Source organism: Hymenobacter actinosclerus (genome assembly GCF_900111515.1).
In the GTDB taxonomy this organism is placed as follows: Bacteria; Bacteroidota; Bacteroidia; order Cytophagales; family Hymenobacteraceae; genus Hymenobacter; species Hymenobacter actinosclerus.
Map to the genome: position 1 here is coordinate 713768 of NZ_FOHS01000002.1, position 19075 is coordinate 732842.

The window sequence follows — 19075 nt, forward strand, 5'->3', positions numbered from 1 at the left end:
ACCGCCCTACTTGAAGCTCCTGTTCATTTGCAGCCAGAACTGCTGGCGCAGCCTCACGGCCGAGCGGCTCCTGGATGACCACGCCACACTCCAGGCCCGCTCGGCCGGTACCGAGCCGGGGGCGCGGGTGCGCGTTACGGCCGGCCACCTGGGCTGGGCCGAGGTAGTGCTGGTGATGGAGCGCCGCCACGCCGACATGCTGCGCCAGAAGTTCGGCGAGGCGCTGCCGGGCAAGCGCATCATCAACCTGCGCATTCCCGACAAGTACCAGTTTCAGGACCCCGCGCTGGTGGATTTGCTGCGCCAGCGCCTGCAGCAGCACCTGGCCGTGGAGATCTGATGAAACAGCCAGCCGGCTGGTTGCCAACCCTGGCGGCCGGCCGGCCGTTTAGCAGCGCATGAATTACGTCTTCTTTCTTGCGCTGGTGGCCCTGGTGGGCTTCTTTTTTTACCGCTACCTCACCCGGGATGCCCGCCTGAAAGCGGCGGCCCTGGCCGAGGAGTTCCCGGCGGCCTGGCGGCAGGTACTCAGCGAGCGGGTGGCCTTTTACCTGTCGCTCACCGACATCGACAAAACCCGCTTCGAGAAGCGCGTGCAGCTGTTTCTGGCCCAAACCCGCGTAACGGGCGTACAAACCGAGCTCGACGATGCCACCCGGCTGCTGGTGGCGGCCTCGGCCATTATCCCGGTGTTCGGTTTCCCCGACTGGGAGTACGGCAACCTGAGCGAGGTGCTGGTGGTGCCCGACGCCTGGACCCTGCAGCGCGACCCCAACAAGGAGTACGTGGGCCTCGAAGGCACTCTGCTCGGCAGCGTGCAGGGTTTCCAGACCTCGCACTACATGCGCCTGTCGAAAAGCTCGCTGGAGCGCGGCTTCCAGGATTCGCTCGACCGCCAGAACGTGGGCATCCACGAGTTTGCCCACCTGCTCGATGAGGCCGATGGCGTGATTGACGGCGTGCCCGGCCTGACGCTGCCCGCCGCCCTGCGCCCCGAGTGGGAGGCCGTGATGAAGCGCGAAATTGACGTAATCCGGGCCGGCAACTCCGAAATCAACGATTACGCGGGCACCAACGAGGCCGAGTTTTTTGCCGTCGTGACCGAGTATTTCTTCGAGAAGCCCGAGAAGCTGCAGGAGCATCACCCCGAGCTGTACGGCCTGCTGCTGCTGGCTTTCCGCCAGAACCCCAAAAGCCGCTTCCTGCGCCTGGCCACCGATCCGCGCGAGTGGCTGAAAACCATCCGCAGCCGCCGCAAATTCGGCCGCAACTCGCCCTGCCCCTGCGGCAGCGGTAAAAAGTATAAGGATTGCCATTTAGGCCAGGAGGCAGCAGCGGCAGTTTAAAGCCTTCCGGCAGGTTGCGTAACTTGGCCAACTGATAGCACCAACGCAAGTGCCCACTCCGCAACGCCCCGCCTTCCCGTGAAAAGATCCTTCCTCCCCTTGCTTACCGCGGCCACGCTGCTCGCGGCCTGTGCCCCCACTACCCAGGTTCCGGTAGCCACTGCGCCGCCCACCACGGCGCCGCAGGCCGCCGCGCCCCACTGGCCTTCGCTGGCCGAAACCTACCTGAACTATTATTCGGGTGAATACCAGCGCCTGTACACCGCTTCGGCCGAGGCCGAGTGGCGCTCCAACACCCACATTGTGCCCGGCGACACGGCCAACGCCGGAGCCACGGCCCGCGCCAACGAGCGGATGGCGGCTTTCACGGGCTCAACGGAAAATATCACCCGCCTGCGCGAGCTGCTCGAACACAAAGCCGAGCTGACCGCTTTGCAGGTGAAGCAGGTAGAAACGGCCCTCTACAACGCCGCCAACTCGCCCCAGACCGTGGCCGACGTAGTGAAGGCCCGCATCAAGGCCGAAACCCAGCAGACCGAGAAGCTCTACGGCTTCGACTACCAGTACCAGGGCAAGTCGGTGACCACCAACGACCTCGACGAGCTGCTGCGCCAGGAGAAAAGTCCGGCCCGGCGGCAGCAGATCTGGGAGGCCAGCAAGGAAATCGGGCCGACGCTGAAACCCGGCCTGCTGAACCTGCGCGACCTGCGCAACCAGACCGTGCAGGCCCTGGGCTACCCCGACTACTTCACCTACCAGGCCTCCGATTATGGCCTCAGCCGCCAGGAGATGATGACGCTGGTGCGCCAGCTCAACGAAGAGCTGCGGCCCCTGTACCGCGAGCTGCACACCTACGCCCGCTACGAGCTGGCCCGGCAGTACGGCGTGAAGCAGGTGCCCGACTACCTGCCCGCCTCCTGGCTGCCCAACCGCTGGGGCCAGGACTGGAGCAGTATGGTGGACGTAAAGGGCCTCGACCTCGACCCGGTGCTGGCCAAGAAGGGCGCCGAGTGGCAGGTGCAGCAGGCCGAGCGCTTCTACCAGAGCCTGGGCTTTCCGGCCCTGCCGGCTTCGTTCTACGCCAAATCCAGCCTGTACCCGCTGCCCAAGGGGGCCAATTACAAGAAAAACAACCACGCCTCGGCCTGGCACATGGACCTGGACCACGACGTGCGCAGCCTGATGAGCGTGGAGCCCAACACCGAGTGGTACGAAACCACCCACCACGAGCTGGGCCACATTTACTACTACCTCACCTACACCAACCCCGAGGTGCCGGTGCTGCTGCGCGGCGGCGCCAACCGCGCCTACCACGAGGCCATGGGCAGCCTCATGGGCCTGGCCGCCCGCCAGAAGCCGTTTCTGGCCGGGCTGGGACTGATCGACCCCAAAGTAAAAACCGACGAGATGCAGGCCTTGCTGAAAGAGGCGCTGGGCTCGGTGGTGTTTATTCCGTTTGCTTCGGGCGTGATGAGCGAGTGGGAAAACAGTTTCTACGCCGACCAACTGCCTGCCGACCAGCTCAACGCCCGCTGGTGGGAGCTGACCAAGCAGTACCAGGGCATCGTGCCGCCCACCACCCGCGGCGAGCAGTACCTCGACCCGGCCACTAAAACCCACATCAACGACGACCCGGCCCAGTACTACGATTACGCCCTGAGCTACATCATCCTGTTCCAGCTCCACGACCACATTGCCAAGCAGATCCTGCACCAGGACCCGCACGCCACCAACTACTACGGCAGCAAAGAAGTCGGCACGTTCCTGGCCGACATCATGCGGCCCGGCGCCAGCAAAGACTGGCGCACGGTGCTCAGGGAGAAGACCGGCGAAGACCTCTCGGCCCGCGCCATGGTCGAGTACTTCCAGCCCCTGATGGCCTACCTCAAGGAGAAGAACAAAGGCCGCAAGTACACCATGTAATTTTCACGGTCCGGCAGCTTTGCCGGACCGTGGTTTTTCCGCTTCCTTATGCAGCACCTCTCCCACTTACCCACCCGCGCCCCAATGGCGCTGCTCCTGCTACTGGTACTTTCGCTTAGCCGCGCCGTGCCCGCTACGGCCCAGCAGGCAGCCCCGGCGGCGGCGCTCAGCATTGGCCAAACGTTCACGCTAACCTCACAGGTGCTGGGCGAAACCCGGCGTATCAACGTGTACCGACCAGCTAGCTTCCCCGATTCGGCCAATACGGCCCTGCCGGTGCTGTACATGCCCGACGGCGGCATGGCGGAGGATTTTCTGCACGTGGCCGGACTGGTACAGGTGCTGGTGGGCAACGGCACGATGCGGCCGTTTATGCTGGTAGGCATTGAGAACACCGAACGCCGCCGCGACCTCACGGGTCCCACCACCGACGCCAAGGACCGCAAAATTGCGCCGCGGGTGGGCGGCTCGGCAGCTTTTCGGCAGTTTCTGCGCCGGGAGCTGATGCCCGAAATTGCCAGGCGCTACCCCACAACGGCCGAAAAAGCCATCATCGGCGAGTCGTTGGCCGGGCTGTTTGTGGTGGAAACCCTGCTCACCGAGCCCGATTTGTTTGACACCTACCTGGCTTTCGACCCCAGCCTGTGGTGGAACAAGGAGCAGTTGCTGCAGGTAGCGCCCGCGTTTGCGCGCCGCTACCAGGGGCCGGCCAAAGTGCTGTTTATGGCCGCCAGCAGCCAGCCCGATATTGCCCGCGAAACCCGGCAGCTGGGCGTTATACTGGAGCAGGCCGGCAACCAGCGGCTAACCGTCACGGCCCTCTCGCTGCCCCTCGAAACCCACCAGACCATCTATCATCCGGCCGCGCTGCTGGGCCTGCGGGCAGTTTTTGCGCCCAAGCTCGCCAAAAAGTAGCCAGTTACCTAATGCGTTGGCCGCTGCTGGTAGCGGCCGGCGCCGGCCCGGCTACAAGAAAAGGCTGCCTGTAAGGGCAGCCTTTTCTTGTTTCCAATAGCATGTAGCCCAGGTCTTCTTTATCAGGCAAAGCCGCCCATGCGACGGTCCAGCACTTTGGTTACGCCGGCAACGCGGCGCAACACCAGGTCGTGGATTTCGGGGTCGTCGAGGTTGAGGCCCTGGTTGCGGGCCGTGAGGTAGCGCACGAGCGTGGCATTGTCGTCGAGGGTGGTGGCCAGCTCGCGTTGGGCGGCCTCCCACTCGGCTGGTTGCCGGGCCTGCAGGTACTGATACCGCAGTTCAATGGTGCCGCTAACCACCTCGGCCAGCTGTTGCAGCACCTGCTCCTCCGCCCCCGATAGGGTCCGGTGCTCGCGGCCGATAACGGCCATCATGCCGATGCGCACGTTATCGGGCGGCATGCGCAGGGCCGAGCCCGCGTAGAAGTTCAGGCCCAGAGCCCGGGCTACATCGGGTTTGATGAGCTGGCAGCTTTCCGCTGAATAGTCGGAGGTGACGATGGGCACGTCAACCAGAATGGCCGCCGAACACATACTTTCGGCCCGTGGCAACCCGGTTATGCTCTCGCTTCCGGCTACGGCCTTAAACCAGACGTGCTCTTCATCAACCAGCGAAATGAGCGCAATGGGCGTGCTGAAGAGCTGCGTCGCCCAATCAACGTAGGCATCAAAAATCGGCTCGGGTGCGGTATTGGCAATCTGGTAGAGGTGTAGGGCCCGCAGCCGGTCGGCCTCGGTGGCCGGAATCAGACTTGTGGGAAAGGCAAGGCTCATGCGTGGGGGTTAATAGTTGGCCGGGGTTGCCGGCAGGTCGAGCAGCACGAAGCGCGCATCGGCCGTAGCTTGTATTTCGAGCACATGCTCGTTGGTGGCCCGTAGCTGGTCGCTGGTACCTACGTCGAGGCCGTTTACAAAAATCTGCCCTTCGAGCACGTAAATAAAGGTGTTGCGGATGGGAAAGGTTTTAAAACGGACGGTTTGCTCGGCGTCGAGGTTGCACCAATAGATGGTACTATTGGAATTTACATATAGCAGGTCTTCCAGAACCTTCTGGCCCGAGGCTACCGGAATCAGCTCGTTGCTGGTGCCAAACAGCTTCACATCTTTGCGCTCATAACTCGGAGCCAGACCCTTCTGACCAGGCATCAGCCAGATCTGAAAAATGTGCGTGGGCGTGTCGGTGGCATTCATTTCGGCGTGGGCCAGGCCCGTACCGGCCGTAATGCGCTGAGCATCGCCCTTGCTAACACTGCCGCGGTTACCTATGGTATCGTCGTGCTGCAACTCGCCTTCGAGCACCAGCGTCACGATTTCCATTTCGGAGCGCGGCTGCTGCGGGTAGCCGCTCTTGCCCTGAATAGTGACATCGTTGAACGCCCGCAGTGCGCCAAAGTGCTCGTTGTCGGGGTCGTTGTAGTCGGCAAAGCTCAGCAGGTAGTAGCTGCTGAGCCAGTTGGTTGGCGAGGCGTGGTAGCGGTCGGTGGCAGGAATCAGCTTCAGCATCGGGAGTGAGTAGGTAAGTGAATACTGCCCCGATTTACGCAGCCCGCCCCCGGAAGTTAGGCCACCCGGCACAACAACCGGCCCCGCCGCCAGCAAGGGCAACGGGGCCGGTAGGTAATCAGGGGCGCTTGCTGACCGTAGTCCGGCAATCAGTACGTCGTCGGCCAAATCCGTTTCAAAGACCGGCAAACTGAACCGCGGGGCCGCAGCATAGCGCCGTCCCGGGTTCGCCTATACCTTCTTCATCGTGGAAACCTGCTGCTGCAGGTCGAGCACGATGCTGGCCAGGCGGGTCAGCGAGAGGTCGGCAATCGGGAAGGTGCTGCTGATGTAGGCTTTGGCTTCCCATATTTCCACTACGTCCTCCACGTCAATCTCGTAGGGCGAGTAGAGCGGGTTGTCGGAGTGCAGGGCCAACATGGCGTTGTCTTTCAGGCGGTTGAACACGCGCTTGAACACGATACCCTCCTTGCTGCTGACGATAATGCAGGGCGTACCGTCCTTGAGGTTCAGCCAATCATCAATGTAGCGGCCCACGATAACGGTGCCGCTGGCAATGGGCAGCATCGAGTCGCCGGCAATTTCGAAGGCCCGGAACGTGCCCGAGCTGCCCAGCATGGGCAACCGGAACTTGGGCAGCTCCTCCAGATACTCGGGGTCGGCGTAGCCATTGAGGTAGCCGGCCGCGGCCTTCTGGGGCACGAGTTCGATGTTTTCGTTCTGCTCCCGGTCAACGGTGAGGGCCAGGATGCGCAGCTTGCCCCCGCCCGCATAGTCGGCGCTGGTATCGGTGGCCGCCATCTGGGCGTTCTGGGCCTGGAGCTGGGCGGCGGCTTTGGCGTTCTTTTTCTTGCTGAAGTCGGTGGTTACCAGCGAGTCGAGCGTGATGCCGAACAGGCGGGCCATGTTCACGAGGGTAGCCAGCTTGGGTTCGGCCCGGCCCTCCTCATAAGCGCCCACCAACGAGCGTTTGATGCCCAGTTTTTCGGCCATCTGGGCTTGGGTGAGACTCAATTCGCGCCGCCAGAATTTGAGGTTGGTGTTGATCATAACGCAGAGGGAGCCGGGAAAACAGGTCGACAAGGGCAAGTATGGACCGGCTCACGAAGATAGGAACTCCGTTACGATAATACTAATTCAATTAGCTGAAAAATTTACTAATATTTTTGCGATAAGGCTGCGAGGTAGCTTCTGTCAACCTGAATGGCAGATGTTAGCCGTTGCCAACACACGAACTGTCATTCTGAGCGCAGGGGAGCGGAGTCGAAGAATCAATCTCGCGGGCAGTGGTAAATCCTAACGTCAGGAGTTACCACTGCCCGCGAGATTCTTCGTTCCTGGCTTGATGCGCCACATCCTCAGAATGACATCCTAAGTTTCCCAGCTACCCCTCCCCGCGCAGGCGGCGGAAATACTGCTGGGCTAGGCGCAGGCGGAAGTAGTCGTAGTCTTCGCGCAGGTGATCGAACAGGTCGCGCAGCAAGGGCTGGCCGCCGAGCTGGGCCACGGCGGTCTGGATGTTGGCTAGGTCCTGCGACGACAGGAAATCCTCCAACCGCAGCTCGGCGCCGTTGGTGTAGAGCGTGGTCAGGTGGCTTTGGATGGTGCTCAGGGCCAGGCCGCGGCGCTCGGCAATGGCTTCGGCGCTCAGGCCCATGCGGTGCAGCTGGAAGGTGGTGTCGATGGTGGAGCCGGCTTCGGTATTCGCCTCCTTCTTGGCTGCAGCCTCCTTTTTGCGCGGGGCCCGGGGCGCACCCGGGTCGTCGGGGTCGAGGTTAGCGGGCAGCTCATCATCGAAATCGGCCTGGGCGGCGGGGTTGCCGCCGTGGGCCAGCACCTCGCGGATAAAGGCCTCGCCGTAGGTGTCGAACTTCTTCATGCCCACGCCCGAAATGCCCAGCATGGCCACCCGGTTCACCGGCCGCTCGGCCGCCATTTCCGTTAGCGTAGCATCGGTGAAAATAACGTAAGGCGGCACCCCCTGCTCGTCGGCGATGCGCTTGCGCAGGGCGCGCAGGGCCTCGAACAGCTGGGCCTCGCGCGAGGTGGGCGTGCTGGCCGAAGCGGTAGCAGCCGCTTTGCGACCCCGGGGCTTCTTCTCGGCCTTCTCGGCGGGCTGAAACTTCTTCATCGACACCGGGCGCTGGCCCTGCAGCACTTCGCGGCCCAGGTCCGTGATTTTCAGCGCGTAGCCTTCCTCGTAGGCGATGTACACCAGCCCGTCATTCAGCATCTGGTGCACGTAGCTGTACCAGTCGAGGTAGGGCAGGTCGCGGCCGGCGCCGTAGGTTTTTATCTGGTCGAAGCCGCCGCTGAGCACGGCCTGGTTGCGCATGCCGCGCAGCACGTCAATCAACAGGCTGATACTGAGCCGCTCGCGCCCCCGCACCAGGGCCGAGAGGGCCTTCTGGGCTATTTCGGTGCCGTCGAAGGTGGTGGGCGGGTTGCGGCAGATGTCGCAGTTGCCGCAGTCGTGGGGCAGGGTTTCGCCGAAGTAGTTGAGCAGAATGCGGCGGCGGCAGCCGGCGGCCTCCGCGAACTGCTGCATGCGCTCCAGCTTGGTGAGGTTGAGCTGGTTGAGCTGCGGGTTTTCCTTGGTGAGCATGTCGCGCAGGCTCATCACATCACCGAACGAGTAGAACAACAGGGCCGTGGCGGGCGTGCCGTCGCGGCCGGCGCGGCCGATTTCCTGGTAGTAGCCCTCGATGTTTTTGGGCAGGTTGTAGTGAATCACCCAGCGCACGTTGCTCTTGTCGATGCCCATGCCGAAGGCGATGGTGGCCACAATCACCTGCAAGTCGTCCTTGAGGAAGCCTTCCTGCACCGCCCCGCGCTGGTTGGGCGTGAGGCCGGCGTGGTAGTAATCGGCCTTGATGCCCTTGGCCTGGATTTTCTGGGCCAGCGTTTCGCACTGCTTGCGGCTCAGGCAGTAGATGATGCCCGCCTCGCCCTGGTGGCGCTCCAGAAACTCCAGAATGCCCCCCACCCTATCCTGGCCCGGCCGCACGATGAGGTTGAGGTTGGGCCTATCGAAGCTGGAGAGAAAGACCTTGGGCTTGGTCAGGCGCAGCTGCTGCTGGATGTCGCGGCGGGTGAGGCGGTCGGCGGTGGCAGTGAGGGCGATGATGGGCACCTGGGGGAACTGCTCGCGCAGCACCCGCAGCTGGGTGTACTCGGGCCGGAAATCGTGGCCCCAGGAGCTGATGCAGTGGGCCTCATCGATGGCAAACATGCTTACCTTAAGCCGCTTGAGGAAGCTCAGAAACCCATCCGACAGCAGCTTTTCGGGGCTCACGTAGAGCAGCTTGAGGTGCCCGTTGAGGCAGTCGGCGGCAATATTGTTGGCCTCGCTGCTGCCGATGCTGGAGTTGATGTAGGCGGCCGGAATGCCGTTGGCTTTGAGCGCCTCCACCTGGTCTTTCATGAGCGCAATCAGCGGCGAGACGACGATACAGACGCCCTCCTGCACCACGGCCGGCACCTGGAAGCAGATGCTTTTGCCGCCGCCGGTGGGCATGAGCACCACCGTGTCGTGCCCGCCCATGATGTTGCTGATAATGTCCTCCTGCATCGGCCGGAACGCGTCGTAGCCGTAGTATTTCTTGAGAACCTTACGGGCAGATTCGATGGTTGGGGCGAGGGGTTCGGCGGCGAATAACATAGCGTAAAGATACGGCAAATGGTGGGGCGGGGAAAGGATGAAGATAACCCGGCGGAGGCGGGAATCGTGCACGAAGCCCCCTAAATCGTGCACGGCCAATCGTAGCACACTCCCGTACAAGAGGCTAGCAATTCGTTTAATCTATTCCATTTCAGTATGAACCAGCCCAGCACTTCCGCCACCCAAAACCAGCAAGTTCTCGACGCCCTAGCCCGCTGCATCGCCGCCTGCGAAATGTGCGCCACCGCCTGCCTGCACGAGCATGATATCAGGATGATGGTGCCCTGCATCCGCCTCGACCGCGACTGCGCCGACATCTGCCGCCTCACCCACGCCTTCATCGCCCGCAGCTCCGACCATGCCCAGCACGTGCTCAAGGAGTGCATCGAAATCTGCCAGAAGTGCGCCGACGAGTGCGGTAAGCATGAGCACGAGCACTGCCAGCAGTGCGCCGAAGCCTGCCGCGCCTGCGTGGAGGCCTGCAAGGCTTACCAGAAGTAAACCCCAGCCGCCCGCCGTACCGAGACCCAGGCAAGGCAGAGGAGCTTACTACCTTATATTACGCCGTATTGGATTTAGGCAACTAACGCACGGCGGGCGGGGGCAGAGCTTGCCCCCGCCCGCCGCTAAGGCCATTGAACGGACTCGTTACAACGACGCGAATGGCGGGCGGGACTTGCCCCGCCCCTACCCCCGGCTGCCACTGCATAACAGCAGGTATTAACAGGTTCCCATACGCAGAAAGCCCCTGATGCCAAAATGGCCGTCGGGGGCTTTCTACGTATCCGGGGCTTACCTTATTCTCTTCCCTCTTCCCCTTCCTTCTCCATCTTGCGCGTCCCGCGGTACAGCTCGTACTTCAGAAGGCGGCAGTCAATCGGCCCGTTATAGAGCGGAATGCGGCGGCTGGCCTTAAGGCCCACGCGCTTGGCGGCTTGCAGGTTACCGGTGAAGATAAAGGCGTCGTAGCCCTGGAAGTTGGTTTTGAGCGTGTCGCCGATGGTTTTGTAGAGCTCGTCCATCTCGGTTTCTTCGCCGATTCGCTCGCCGTAGGGCGGGTTGGTGAGCACGATACCGGGTTCCTCACGGGGCGGGGCTACGGCGTCCTTCACGTCGCGTACCCCCAGGCGGATGAAGTCTTCGAGGTCGGCGGCGGCAATGTTCTCGCGGGCCAGCTCGATGAAGTCGCGGCTCAGGTCGGAGCCACCGATGTAGCACTGGGGTTCCTCCAGCCGCATCTGCCGCGCATCCATTTGCACCGTTTCCCAGAGGGTCGCATCAAAATCGGCCCAGTGCTCGAACCTGAACTTACCCTGGTGGTAGAGGCCCGGCGCAATGCGCTGGGCAATGAGGGCGGCTTCGGTGAGGATGGTGCCCGAGCCGCACATGGGGTCGACGAGCGTGGTTTTGCCGTCCCAGCCGGCCAGCAGCAGCAGGCCGGCGGCCAGGGCCTCATTCAGCGGGGCCACGTTGGTTTGCTGGCGGTAGCCGCGCTTGTGCAACGACTCGCCCGAGGCGTCGAGGCTCAGCACCACCTCGTTTTCCAGCATGTGCAGGTGCAGGCGGATGTCGGGGTTGCGCACATCCACGTTGGGCCGCTCGCCGGTGCGGTTGCGGAACTGATCCACGATGGCATCTTTGGTGAGCTGGGCCACAAACAACGAGTGTTCCAAGTTGGACTTGTTGACGACGGCCGTAATGGCAAACGTCTGGTCCTGGCGCAGGTATTTGCTCCAGTCAATCCGGCCTACCTCGCGGTAGAGCGACTTTTCGTCGGGGGCCGAGAAGCCGGCGAAGGGCCGCAGAATGCGCACGGCCGTGCGGCACCACAGGCAGGCCTCGTAGAGCAGCTGCTGGTTGCCGCTGAACTCGATGGCCCGCTGCCCCACCTTCTCGATTTTCGCGCCCAGCGCCCGCAACTCGTCGGCCAGCACTTCTTCGAGCCCGAACTGAGTGGTGGCGGTCATGTAAAACGGCTGGTCGCGGCGGTTGGCAGACATAGGGTAGCGTCAGGTGAAGCCGCAAAGGTCGGGAATCTGGGGCAAGCGTGTATCTTGGGGCAGCGGATGCGCCTAGACTAGCGGGTATCTAGCTACCGTTAGTATGATACCCGCTACTGAGTAGCGGGTATCAGGATGTTACCTGCAAGCATAAAATGAAACCACGTTACACATACATACCTTCGAAAGACTTTATTAATGACTTGACATTTAGTTATGTTGAAACATACTCATTTCAACGTGGCAAAGAATTTGAATTGCAACAGAAAGAATTTGACAAAGAATACGAAAAATTGAAATCTCGAAAATCGAAAACTAATAATTTGACCGTTGAAGAGGAAGAAAGGTTTTTATTTTTGAACAAACTTTGTGGCTTTACTCAATACTTGCTTGACGACACAAATCAATTTCATTATTCAAGCAAAAAGACAAACACCTTTAATTTGACAGACACGAAAGTTGAATTATTGAAAAACATTTTGAGAACTGAAATAATTGATATTCCATCGTGGATGTGCGCACCAATGTATCGAGACGCTTTTGTTTTTTTCGACAAGCAAGACAATATCGTTTCAGTACTAAATATTTGTTTAAGCTGCCAATATATGGAGACAAGTAAATTTAATCACATAACCAGTGATTGGAAAACTTATGACTTATTGAAGCTTTTCTTTATTGACATAGGACACGAAGTTGAAGACCCAAAACGTTTTCCTGGATAACTTAGAAAATTTGAAAAGTGAATTCAAAAAATAACAAACATAACGGCAAATGCCTGCAGGTAACAAGGGTTTTGCAATAGCGGGGCGAAACTACAAAGTTCAACGGTAGTTCTTCTGTTCAACTTTTGTGCAAAATTGAAGATTTGTGCTTCGATTGCCCCACCATCGCAAAGCCCCGGAACGTTAGTAACCATATATCCAATCTATCTTCATGCCTACCCTCCAACGCTTCCTCGACGCCCAAGAGTCCACCTACCCAACGGCCCTGACGGAAATCCAGAACGGCCGTAAGCGCAGCCATTGGATGTGGTTTATTTTCCCCCAGCTCCAGGGCCTGGGGCTGAGCGAAACGGCCCGCTTCTACGCTATTCAGGATACGCGGGAAGCGGCCGCCTACCTGGCCCACCCGGTGCTGGGGCCGCGGCTGGTCGAAATCTGCGGGGCGCTGCTGGCCCTGGACTCCACGGATGCCAACCGCATCTTCGGCAGCCCCGACGATGTGAAGTTGCGCTCCTCCATGACGCTGTTTCGGGCCGTGCCGGGCGCTTCACCGGTATTTGGGCAGGTGCTGGAACGGTTTTTCGGCGGCGTGCCGGACCCGCGGACGCTGGCGTTGCTGGGAGGAGCCACTGAAACGATGTAGAGACGCAACAGTTGGAGTCTCGTCGTTGAACGTCCGGGTATGTGCTTGCTAACAACATCAGCAACGACGAGACTCCAACTGTTGCGTGTCTACATCGTTTCAGTGGCTCCGGCAATTAATTTAAACCACCTTAAAAGATGCGGAAAGCAAGCGCCTATCTTTAAGGCCGCATATTTTTCCCGATTCCCGCAAATGGCCGCACCGCTCGTCTCCTCCCCCACCACTACCGCCCCGGCCGCCACCCGCTCCTACCTGGGACCGATGGTGCTCATGACCACCCTGTTCTTCCTGTTCGGGGCCGTCACCAACTTCAACGACGTGCTCATGCCCTACCTCAAGGACGTGTGCCAGCTCACCGATTTCCAGTCGACGGCCGTGCAGTCGGCTTTTTTTGGGGCGTATTTTCTGATGTCGCTGCCGGCCGGGCGGGTGCTCGAAAAGCTGGGTTTCCAGCGCGGCATCGTGCTGGGTCTGCTGGTGATGGGCGTGGGGGCGCTGCTGTTCGTGCCGGCCGCCAACACGCGCACGTTCGGGCTGTTTCTGCTGGCGCTGAGCTTCTTGGGGGCCGGCATCACGCTGCTGCAGGTGGCGGCCAACCCCTACGTGAGCGTGCTGGGGCCGGCGCGCACCGCCGCCAGCCGCGTGAGCATCGTGGGCGTGGCCAACGGCTTGGGCGGCACCCTCTCGCCCCTCATCGGCGGCCTGATTTTGTTTGGCGGCTCCACGGTGCTCAAGGCCCAGCTGGCTCAGCTGCCGCTGGAGCAGCGCCTGAGCGAGGAAGCCGCGCTGGTAAAGCCGCTCTACATCGGGCTGGCCGTGTTTTTGGCGGTGCTGGCGCTGCTGTTTTTCCTAGTGCGCCTGCCCAAAATCGAGAGTCTGCCCGCCGATGAGGAAGCCACCGCCGCCCAGGCCGCTGCCGAAACCGGCCGCTCCTCGGCCCTCAGCTTCCGGCACCTCACGCTGGGCGTGGTGGCCATTTTCGTGTACGTGGGCGTTGAAGTGGGCATCGGCTCGTTCATCATTCGCTACGGCGAGGCCCAGAACATCCGCCAGCTCAGCGGCTTTACGCAGGAGCTGGTGCGTGGCCTGAGCCTGGCCACCAACTGGGCCGCCGCGCTGTTCGGCAACACGCCCGATGCCATCGACACCACCGCCGGCTTCACCAAGGCCGTGGGCGCGGTGCTGGTATCGTCGTACTGGTTTGGGCTGATGGTGGGCCGCATCATCGGCATCCCACTGCTCAGCCGCTTCGATGCCCGCAAGCTGCTGGCGGGTGTGTGCGCGGCGGGCGTGGCGCTGGTTACGCTCTCCATTTTCAGCCAGGGCGAAACTGCCCTGTGGCTGGTGGTGCTCTGCGGCCTGTGCAACGCCATTATCTGGCCCGTGGTGTTCCCGCTGGCCATTACCGGCCTGGGCCGCTTCACCAAGCAGGGCTCTTCGTACCTGATTATGGCCATTGTCGGCGGGGCCATCATCCCGCCGCTCATGGGCCTGGTAGCCACCCACGGCGGTGGCCTGCGTGTGGCCTTCATCCTTCCGGCCCTCTGCTACGCCTACCTGCTGTTCTACGCCCTGAATGGCTACCGCGTGGTTAGATAGACTGGTAGCTGGTAGCTGAAAAAACAAGAAAGGTCCCGTACTCGATTGAGTGCAGGACCTTTTTTATTGTGGGTAACGGATTCCAAGACGGAAGCTAAAAGCCAAAGGTCATCAGCTAATAGTTGAACATTTACTGCTCATTCAGGCTCCAGTTGTATTCCTTGTAGCTCAGCTTCGCGTTCGGGTAGATTTTCTGCTTGGCGTAGCGGTTCACGGCATCCTGGATAGAGGTGCTGCCGTTCTTCTCGAAATCCTTGGGGTAGAAGCTGTAGATGGCCGACAGCGTGGGCTTGTCGGCGGGCGTGAGGTCGTTCTTTTGGGGGTTGTTGATGAAGTTGCGGCCCTGGTCGGCGAGTTGCTCCTGCACGCGGGCGCCCACGTAGGCCTCCTGGCGCAGGCGCGGGCACGACATAGCCGCGCACACCAAGGCGTAGTGGATGCGGTTGTCGTCGAACTGCTTGCGGATGATGCGGTGCTCGATATCGTTGAGCGTGTAGCGCTTGCCGCCGAGCGGAATGAAATCCTGGTCCCAGACGGTGTTGACGAAGATTTTGTCGCCCCCCAGGTCCTTGATGCTCTTCACCGGATAGGCCCGGATGATGCGCTGCACCGTGAAGGCGTTGTAGGCGTTGAGCCAGTAGGCCAGCTTTTCATCGGCGGGCGATTTCTTGGCCGGCAGGTTGTCTCCGAGGGTTTTCAGGTAGGCATTCAGCGCGGCGCTATCCTGCTGCAGGCCCTTATAGTTCACCATGCCCTGGTCGTCGACGTACTTTTTCAGCAGTCCGTCCCAGGCCGAATGGTCGAGGGTGCGGCCGCTATTGGAAGTTGGGTTGAGCGGAATCAGGTAGCCGACGTAGCCGCAGCTGCTGGCGGCCAGCGTGCCGGCGGTTAGCAGAGTGCCCAGCGCCAAACGGGAAGCGAAACGGGAAATGGAGTGCATATACAGTTGGAAAGCTCGTTAAAACAGCTGCCCCGCAGGGCCGGGCTGGCATATACGGGGTTAGCGGGCTGAACAGTTGTAGGGGGAGTGTTAACCCGGGGTCTCAGGGCTAAGGCCTTGGGACTTTCCGCCCGACTTCCCACCCACAACTGCCAACTGCTGTACCTTTGGGCTCTCACCGTTTTGCCGCTGCCATGAACCCCGCTCCCACACTCGAATCCAACGTTTCGCTTCGCCCCTACAACACCTTCGGCCTTGAGGTTACGGCCCGCTGGTTTGCCCGCTTTGCCTCGGTCGAGGAGCTGCGGGCGTTGCTGGCGCTGCCCGAAGTACAGGCCGCCGAAAAGCTGGTTCTGGGCGGCGGCTCCAACCTGCTGTTTACCCGCAACTTCGAGGGCGTGGTGCTCAAAAATGAAATCCGGGGGCTCGAAGTAGTGAGCCAGGACGACGAAACGGCCGTGGTGCGGGCGGGTGCCGGCGAGTCGTGGCACGCGCTGGTACAGTATGCGCTGGGCCAGGAGCTGAGCGGCATCGAGAACCTGTCGCTGATTCCGGGCACGGTGGGTGCGGCGCCGCTCCAGAACATCGGCGCCTACGGAGCCGAGCTGAAGGACACGTTTGAGCAGCTGGAGGCCCTGGAGCTGGCCACCGGCCGGCTGCGCACGTTTTCGGGGGCCGAGTGCGGCTTCGGCTACCGCGAAAGCGTGTTCAAGGGCCCGCTCAAAAATCAGTTCATCGTGACCAGCGTGCTGCTGCGCCTGCACCGCCAGGCCCGGCCCAACGTGCGCTACGGCGACATCCAGACCACCCTGCAGGACATGGGAATCGAGGGCGAGCCCACCCCGCGCCACATCAGCGAGGCCGTCAGCAGCATCCGTCGTAGCAAGCTGCCCGATCCGGCCCAGATCGGCAACGCGGGCTCGTTTTTCAAGAATCCCGAAATCTCGCAGGCCAAGTTCGATGAGCTGAAAGCGCGGTTCGAGAGCCTGCCGGGCTACCCGGTGCCGGGCGGCGTGAAGGTGCCCGCCGCCTGGCTCATCGAGCAGTGCGGCTGGAAGGGCCAGCGCCGTGGCCCCCACGGCGTGCACGACCGCCAGGCGCTGGTGCTCGTGAATCACGGCGGCGCCCAGGGCCAGGATATTCGCGACCTGGCCTACGAAATCATCGCCTCGGTGCGCGAGAAATTCGGCATCGAGCTGCACCCCGAAGTGAACATTATGTAGCCGCCGGTGGCCCGGCTGGCGCGGCCGGCTTGGGCATCATGCAAACTTCATCTGGCCAGCTCGTTTTTTGCAGCTGAAATCAAGACCTTTGCCTGGTAGCTGCCTGCGGGCAGCCGGCTTTTTATTCCCATTTTCTGCGTTTCATTTGATGAAAAAATTACCCTTTCTGGCCCTGCTGATGAGCTTGGCCGGCTGGCAGACGGCGCAGGCCCAAACCGCCATAGCCATTGGTGCTGCCCGGGCCCAGGCTCCTGCCTTTAACACCTCGGGGGCCACCGTTACGCTGCGCGGCATTGTTACCAACGGCGCCGAGCTGGGCGCCATCCGCTACATTCAGGACGCTACCGGCGGTATAGCCGTGTATTCGGCCACCAAAGCAACGGAGCTCGTGCCCGGCGACCTGATCGAAGTAACCGGCACGATGAAGGATTACAACGGCCTGCTCGAAATTGACCCGGTGACGTCGCTGGAAGTTATTGCCGGCAACCAGCCGGTGCCCAAGCCGGTCGAGTTTCCGGCTACCGGCGCCACCGCCGCCTACGCCGAGCTTTACGAAGGCCAGCTAGTGAAGCTCGTTGATGCCACCACCATCACCACCACCTCAGGGGCGCCGGTGTCGGCCTTCGCCAGCACCACCTACCGCATCAGCGGCAACGCTGCCACGGTGATGTACGTGAACAAGTCCTCGAACGGGCCCGACGGCCTCATCGGCAAGCCCTCGCCCACCGGCAAGTTCGATGTGGTCGGCATTATGAGCCAGTACACCACCAAAGTTCCTACCGGCGCGGGCGGCTCGGCCGATGGTTTCCAGCTGCTGCCGCGCCTCTACGCCGACTTCCAGCAGGGCAACACGCCCAACCTGCTGGCCACGCCCTACCCTACCAACATCACCAGCACGGGCTTCACGGTAAATTTCACCACCCAGAACGCCGGCAGCAGCAAGCTGGAGTACGCCACCAGCCCCGCCGGCCCATTTGCGGCCGTTGAAAGCAGCACCAGCACCACCGGCCACAGCCTCGCCCTCACGGGCCTGCTGCCGGCCACCATCTACTACGTGAAGGCCAGCAGCACCAACGCCGTGGGTCTGTCCGAGTCGCGGGTGGTGCCCATGATTACGGCTTCGCTCTCGACGGGCAAGATGCGCACCTACTTCACCAACCCCGTGAATACGGCCCTGGCCCTGCCCGGCAACGCCGCCCTGTACCTGCCCAACGGCGCCATGGCCGACACGGTAGCCCGCTACATCGGCCTGGCCAAGCAGACGCTCGACATTGCCATTTATAACTGGAACAGCCAGACGATTTTGATGGCCGTGAATGCCGCCAAGGCCCGCGGCGTGGCCGTGCGCGTTATTTTTGAAAACGACAACGCCAACGTCAGCCTCAGCGGCCTCGACCCGGCCATTCCGCGCATTGGCCGCCAAACGGTGCAGAACATCATGCACAACAAGTTTGTGGTGATTGACGCCAACAGCACCGAGCCCAAGCAGCCCTGGGTCTGGACCGGCTCGACCAACTGGACGTCCGCCCAGCTGAGCACCGACCGCAACAACTCCATTGCCATCCAGGACCAGTCGCTGGCCCGCACCTACACCGTCGAGTTCAACGAGATGTGGGGCGCCGGCACCCAGGCCACGGCCCTGTTCGGCTCGCGCAAAACCGACAACACGCCGCACTATTTCAGCATTGCCGGCAAGCAGGTCGAGTCGTGGTTCTCGCCGACCGATAACGTGAACGGCCGGCTGATTGAGGTGATTAAAACGGCCGACCAGGACCTGCACATTGCCACCATGCTGCTTACCCAGACGGACATCGGCAATGCCATTACCGCCCAGATTCAGGCCAAGAACATGGCCGGCTGCTCGGAGATGGTGATGAACTCGATTCAGGCCAACACCGCCGCCCAGGATATTTTCGACAACATCAAAACCGTGCTCGGCCAGCGCCTCATGATTGACAAGCAGCCTGGCATCATGCACCACAAGTACGCCATCATCGACGCCACGGCGCCGCAGTCGGACCCGCAGGTGTTCGTCGGCTCGCACAACTGGAGCCTGTCGGCCAACACCGAAAACGACGAGAACACGCTTATTGTGCACGATGAGCGCATCGTTAACCAGTACTACCAGGAGTTTGCCCAGCTGATTGCCAACCAGAACAACGGCGTGCAGGTGTGCAACCTGGTGCTGGCCACCAAAAATGCCAGCATCCAGCGCAGCAGCGTGCAGGTGTACCCCAACCCCACCAGCGGCAAGTTTCGCCTGCGGGTGCAGACGGGCGCCGCCCGCACCGCCCGCGTCGTGCTGCGCGACGCCACCGGCCGCGTAGTGCTCGACCAGACCCAGCCCCTCAACGGCCAGGATGTTAGCGTAGATGCCTCCGCCCTGAAATCGGGGATGTACATGGTGCAGATTGTAACGCCCGAAGCCACCCAGGTTAGCCGCGTGGTAGTGGAGTAGGTTGTTGGAAGTGAGAGGTGATACTTTTCACTGGCTCAACTGACGTGAAAAAGGCGGCCCCCAAATCGGGAGCCGCCTTT

At 61.4% G+C, this 19075-nt stretch carries 16 protein-coding genes; 10 read left to right on the forward strand and 6 right to left on the reverse strand.

What is annotated here, in order from left to right; translation table 11 throughout:
* Nucleotides 1–10: 10 nt before the first annotated feature.
* From BMY67_RS09385 to BMY67_RS09400, 4 genes are all read left to right on the forward strand, one after another.
* The gene (locus BMY67_RS09385) at nt 11–340 is read left to right on the forward strand and encodes a low molecular weight protein tyrosine phosphatase family protein (protein WP_092770771.1); all 330 of its coding nucleotides are present in this window, start codon (nt 11–13) and stop codon (nt 338–340) included.
* 58 nt (nt 341–398) lie between these two features.
* Nucleotides 399–1346: a M90 family metallopeptidase gene (locus tag BMY67_RS09390; RefSeq protein WP_092770773.1), complete on the forward strand. Its 948-nt coding sequence runs from the start codon at nt 399–401 to the stop codon at nt 1344–1346.
* A 78-nt stretch (nt 1347–1424) separates the two neighbouring features.
* Nucleotides 1425–3269: a M2 family metallopeptidase gene (locus tag BMY67_RS09395; protein WP_092770775.1), complete on the forward strand. Its 1845-nt coding sequence runs from the start codon at nt 1425–1427 to the stop codon at nt 3267–3269.
* A gap of 48 nt (nt 3270–3317) precedes the next feature.
* Nucleotides 3318–4184 carry an alpha/beta hydrolase gene (locus BMY67_RS09400; RefSeq protein ID WP_245744976.1) on the forward strand — a complete coding sequence of 289 codons (867 nt, stop codon included), beginning with the start codon at nt 3318–3320 and terminating at the stop codon, nt 4182–4184.
* Between the two features lie 122 nt (nt 4185–4306).
* Here BMY67_RS09400 and BMY67_RS09405 read toward each other — a convergent pair whose 3' ends face one another.
* The 4 genes from BMY67_RS09405 to recQ form a co-directional block, all read right to left on the reverse strand.
* On the reverse strand, nt 4307–5020 hold the full coding sequence (locus BMY67_RS09405; protein WP_092770779.1) for a GAF domain-containing protein: 714 nt from the start codon (nt 5018–5020) through the stop codon (nt 4307–4309).
* Nucleotides 5021–5029: 9 nt separating this feature from the next.
* Complete coding sequence (locus BMY67_RS09410) at nt 5030–5749, reverse strand: pirin family protein (protein ID WP_092770781.1); 720 nt, start codon at nt 5747–5749, stop codon at nt 5030–5032.
* Between the two features lie 231 nt (nt 5750–5980).
* Nucleotides 5981–6799 carry a helix-turn-helix domain-containing protein gene (locus BMY67_RS09415; RefSeq protein WP_092770783.1) on the reverse strand — a complete coding sequence of 273 codons (819 nt, stop codon included), beginning with the start codon at nt 6797–6799 and terminating at the stop codon, nt 5981–5983.
* Between the two features lie 334 nt (nt 6800–7133).
* Nucleotides 7134–9410 carry a DNA helicase RecQ gene (gene recQ / locus BMY67_RS09420; protein WP_092770785.1) on the reverse strand — a complete coding sequence of 759 codons (2277 nt, stop codon included), beginning with the start codon at nt 9408–9410 and terminating at the stop codon, nt 7134–7136.
* A 156-nt stretch (nt 9411–9566) separates the two neighbouring features.
* On the opposite strand from recQ, the gene BMY67_RS09425 reads away from it, so the two are divergent.
* Nucleotides 9567–9911 carry a four-helix bundle copper-binding protein gene (locus BMY67_RS09425; protein WP_092770787.1) on the forward strand — a complete coding sequence of 115 codons (345 nt, stop codon included), beginning with the start codon at nt 9567–9569 and terminating at the stop codon, nt 9909–9911.
* 296 nt (nt 9912–10207) lie between these two features.
* On the opposite strand, the gene BMY67_RS09430 is transcribed toward BMY67_RS09425, so the two are convergent.
* A complete protein-coding gene (locus tag BMY67_RS09430) occupies nt 10208–11410 on the reverse strand; it encodes a THUMP domain-containing class I SAM-dependent RNA methyltransferase (protein ID WP_092770789.1) in 1203 nt (400 codons plus the stop codon).
* Between the two features lie 155 nt (nt 11411–11565).
* Between BMY67_RS09430 and BMY67_RS09435 the strand changes: the two genes are divergently transcribed.
* The 3 genes from BMY67_RS09435 (at nt 11566) to BMY67_RS09445 (ending at nt 14374) form a co-directional block, all read left to right on the forward strand.
* Nucleotides 11566–12132, forward strand: a complete 567-nt coding sequence (locus BMY67_RS09435; protein ID WP_092770791.1) for a hypothetical protein — start codon at nt 11566–11568, stop codon at nt 12130–12132.
* A 211-nt stretch (nt 12133–12343) separates the two neighbouring features.
* A complete protein-coding gene (locus BMY67_RS09440) occupies nt 12344–12775 on the forward strand; it encodes a DUF1810 domain-containing protein (protein WP_092770793.1) in 432 nt (143 codons plus the stop codon).
* A 192-nt stretch (nt 12776–12967) separates the two neighbouring features.
* Nucleotides 12968–14374, forward strand: coding sequence for a sugar MFS transporter (locus BMY67_RS09445; protein WP_177189767.1), 1407 nt, complete (start codon nt 12968–12970; stop codon nt 14372–14374).
* A 130-nt stretch (nt 14375–14504) separates the two neighbouring features.
* Here the strand turns inward: BMY67_RS09445 and BMY67_RS09450 are convergent, their stop codons facing one another.
* The gene (locus BMY67_RS09450; RefSeq protein ID WP_092770797.1) at nt 14505–15314 is read right to left on the reverse strand and encodes a DUF547 domain-containing protein; all 810 of its coding nucleotides are present in this window, start codon (nt 15312–15314) and stop codon (nt 14505–14507) included.
* 194 nt (nt 15315–15508) lie between these two features.
* Here BMY67_RS09450 and murB point away from each other — a divergent pair, with 194 nt between their 5' ends.
* Nucleotides 15509–16537 carry a UDP-N-acetylmuramate dehydrogenase gene (gene murB / locus BMY67_RS09455; RefSeq protein WP_092770799.1) on the forward strand — a complete coding sequence of 343 codons (1029 nt, stop codon included), beginning with the start codon at nt 15509–15511 and terminating at the stop codon, nt 16535–16537.
* 148 nt (nt 16538–16685) lie between these two features.
* Nucleotides 16686–18995 carry a phospholipase D-like domain-containing protein gene (locus BMY67_RS09460; protein ID WP_092770801.1) on the forward strand — a complete coding sequence of 770 codons (2310 nt, stop codon included), beginning with the start codon at nt 16686–16688 and terminating at the stop codon, nt 18993–18995.
* Nucleotides 18996–19075 lie beyond the last annotated feature (80 nt).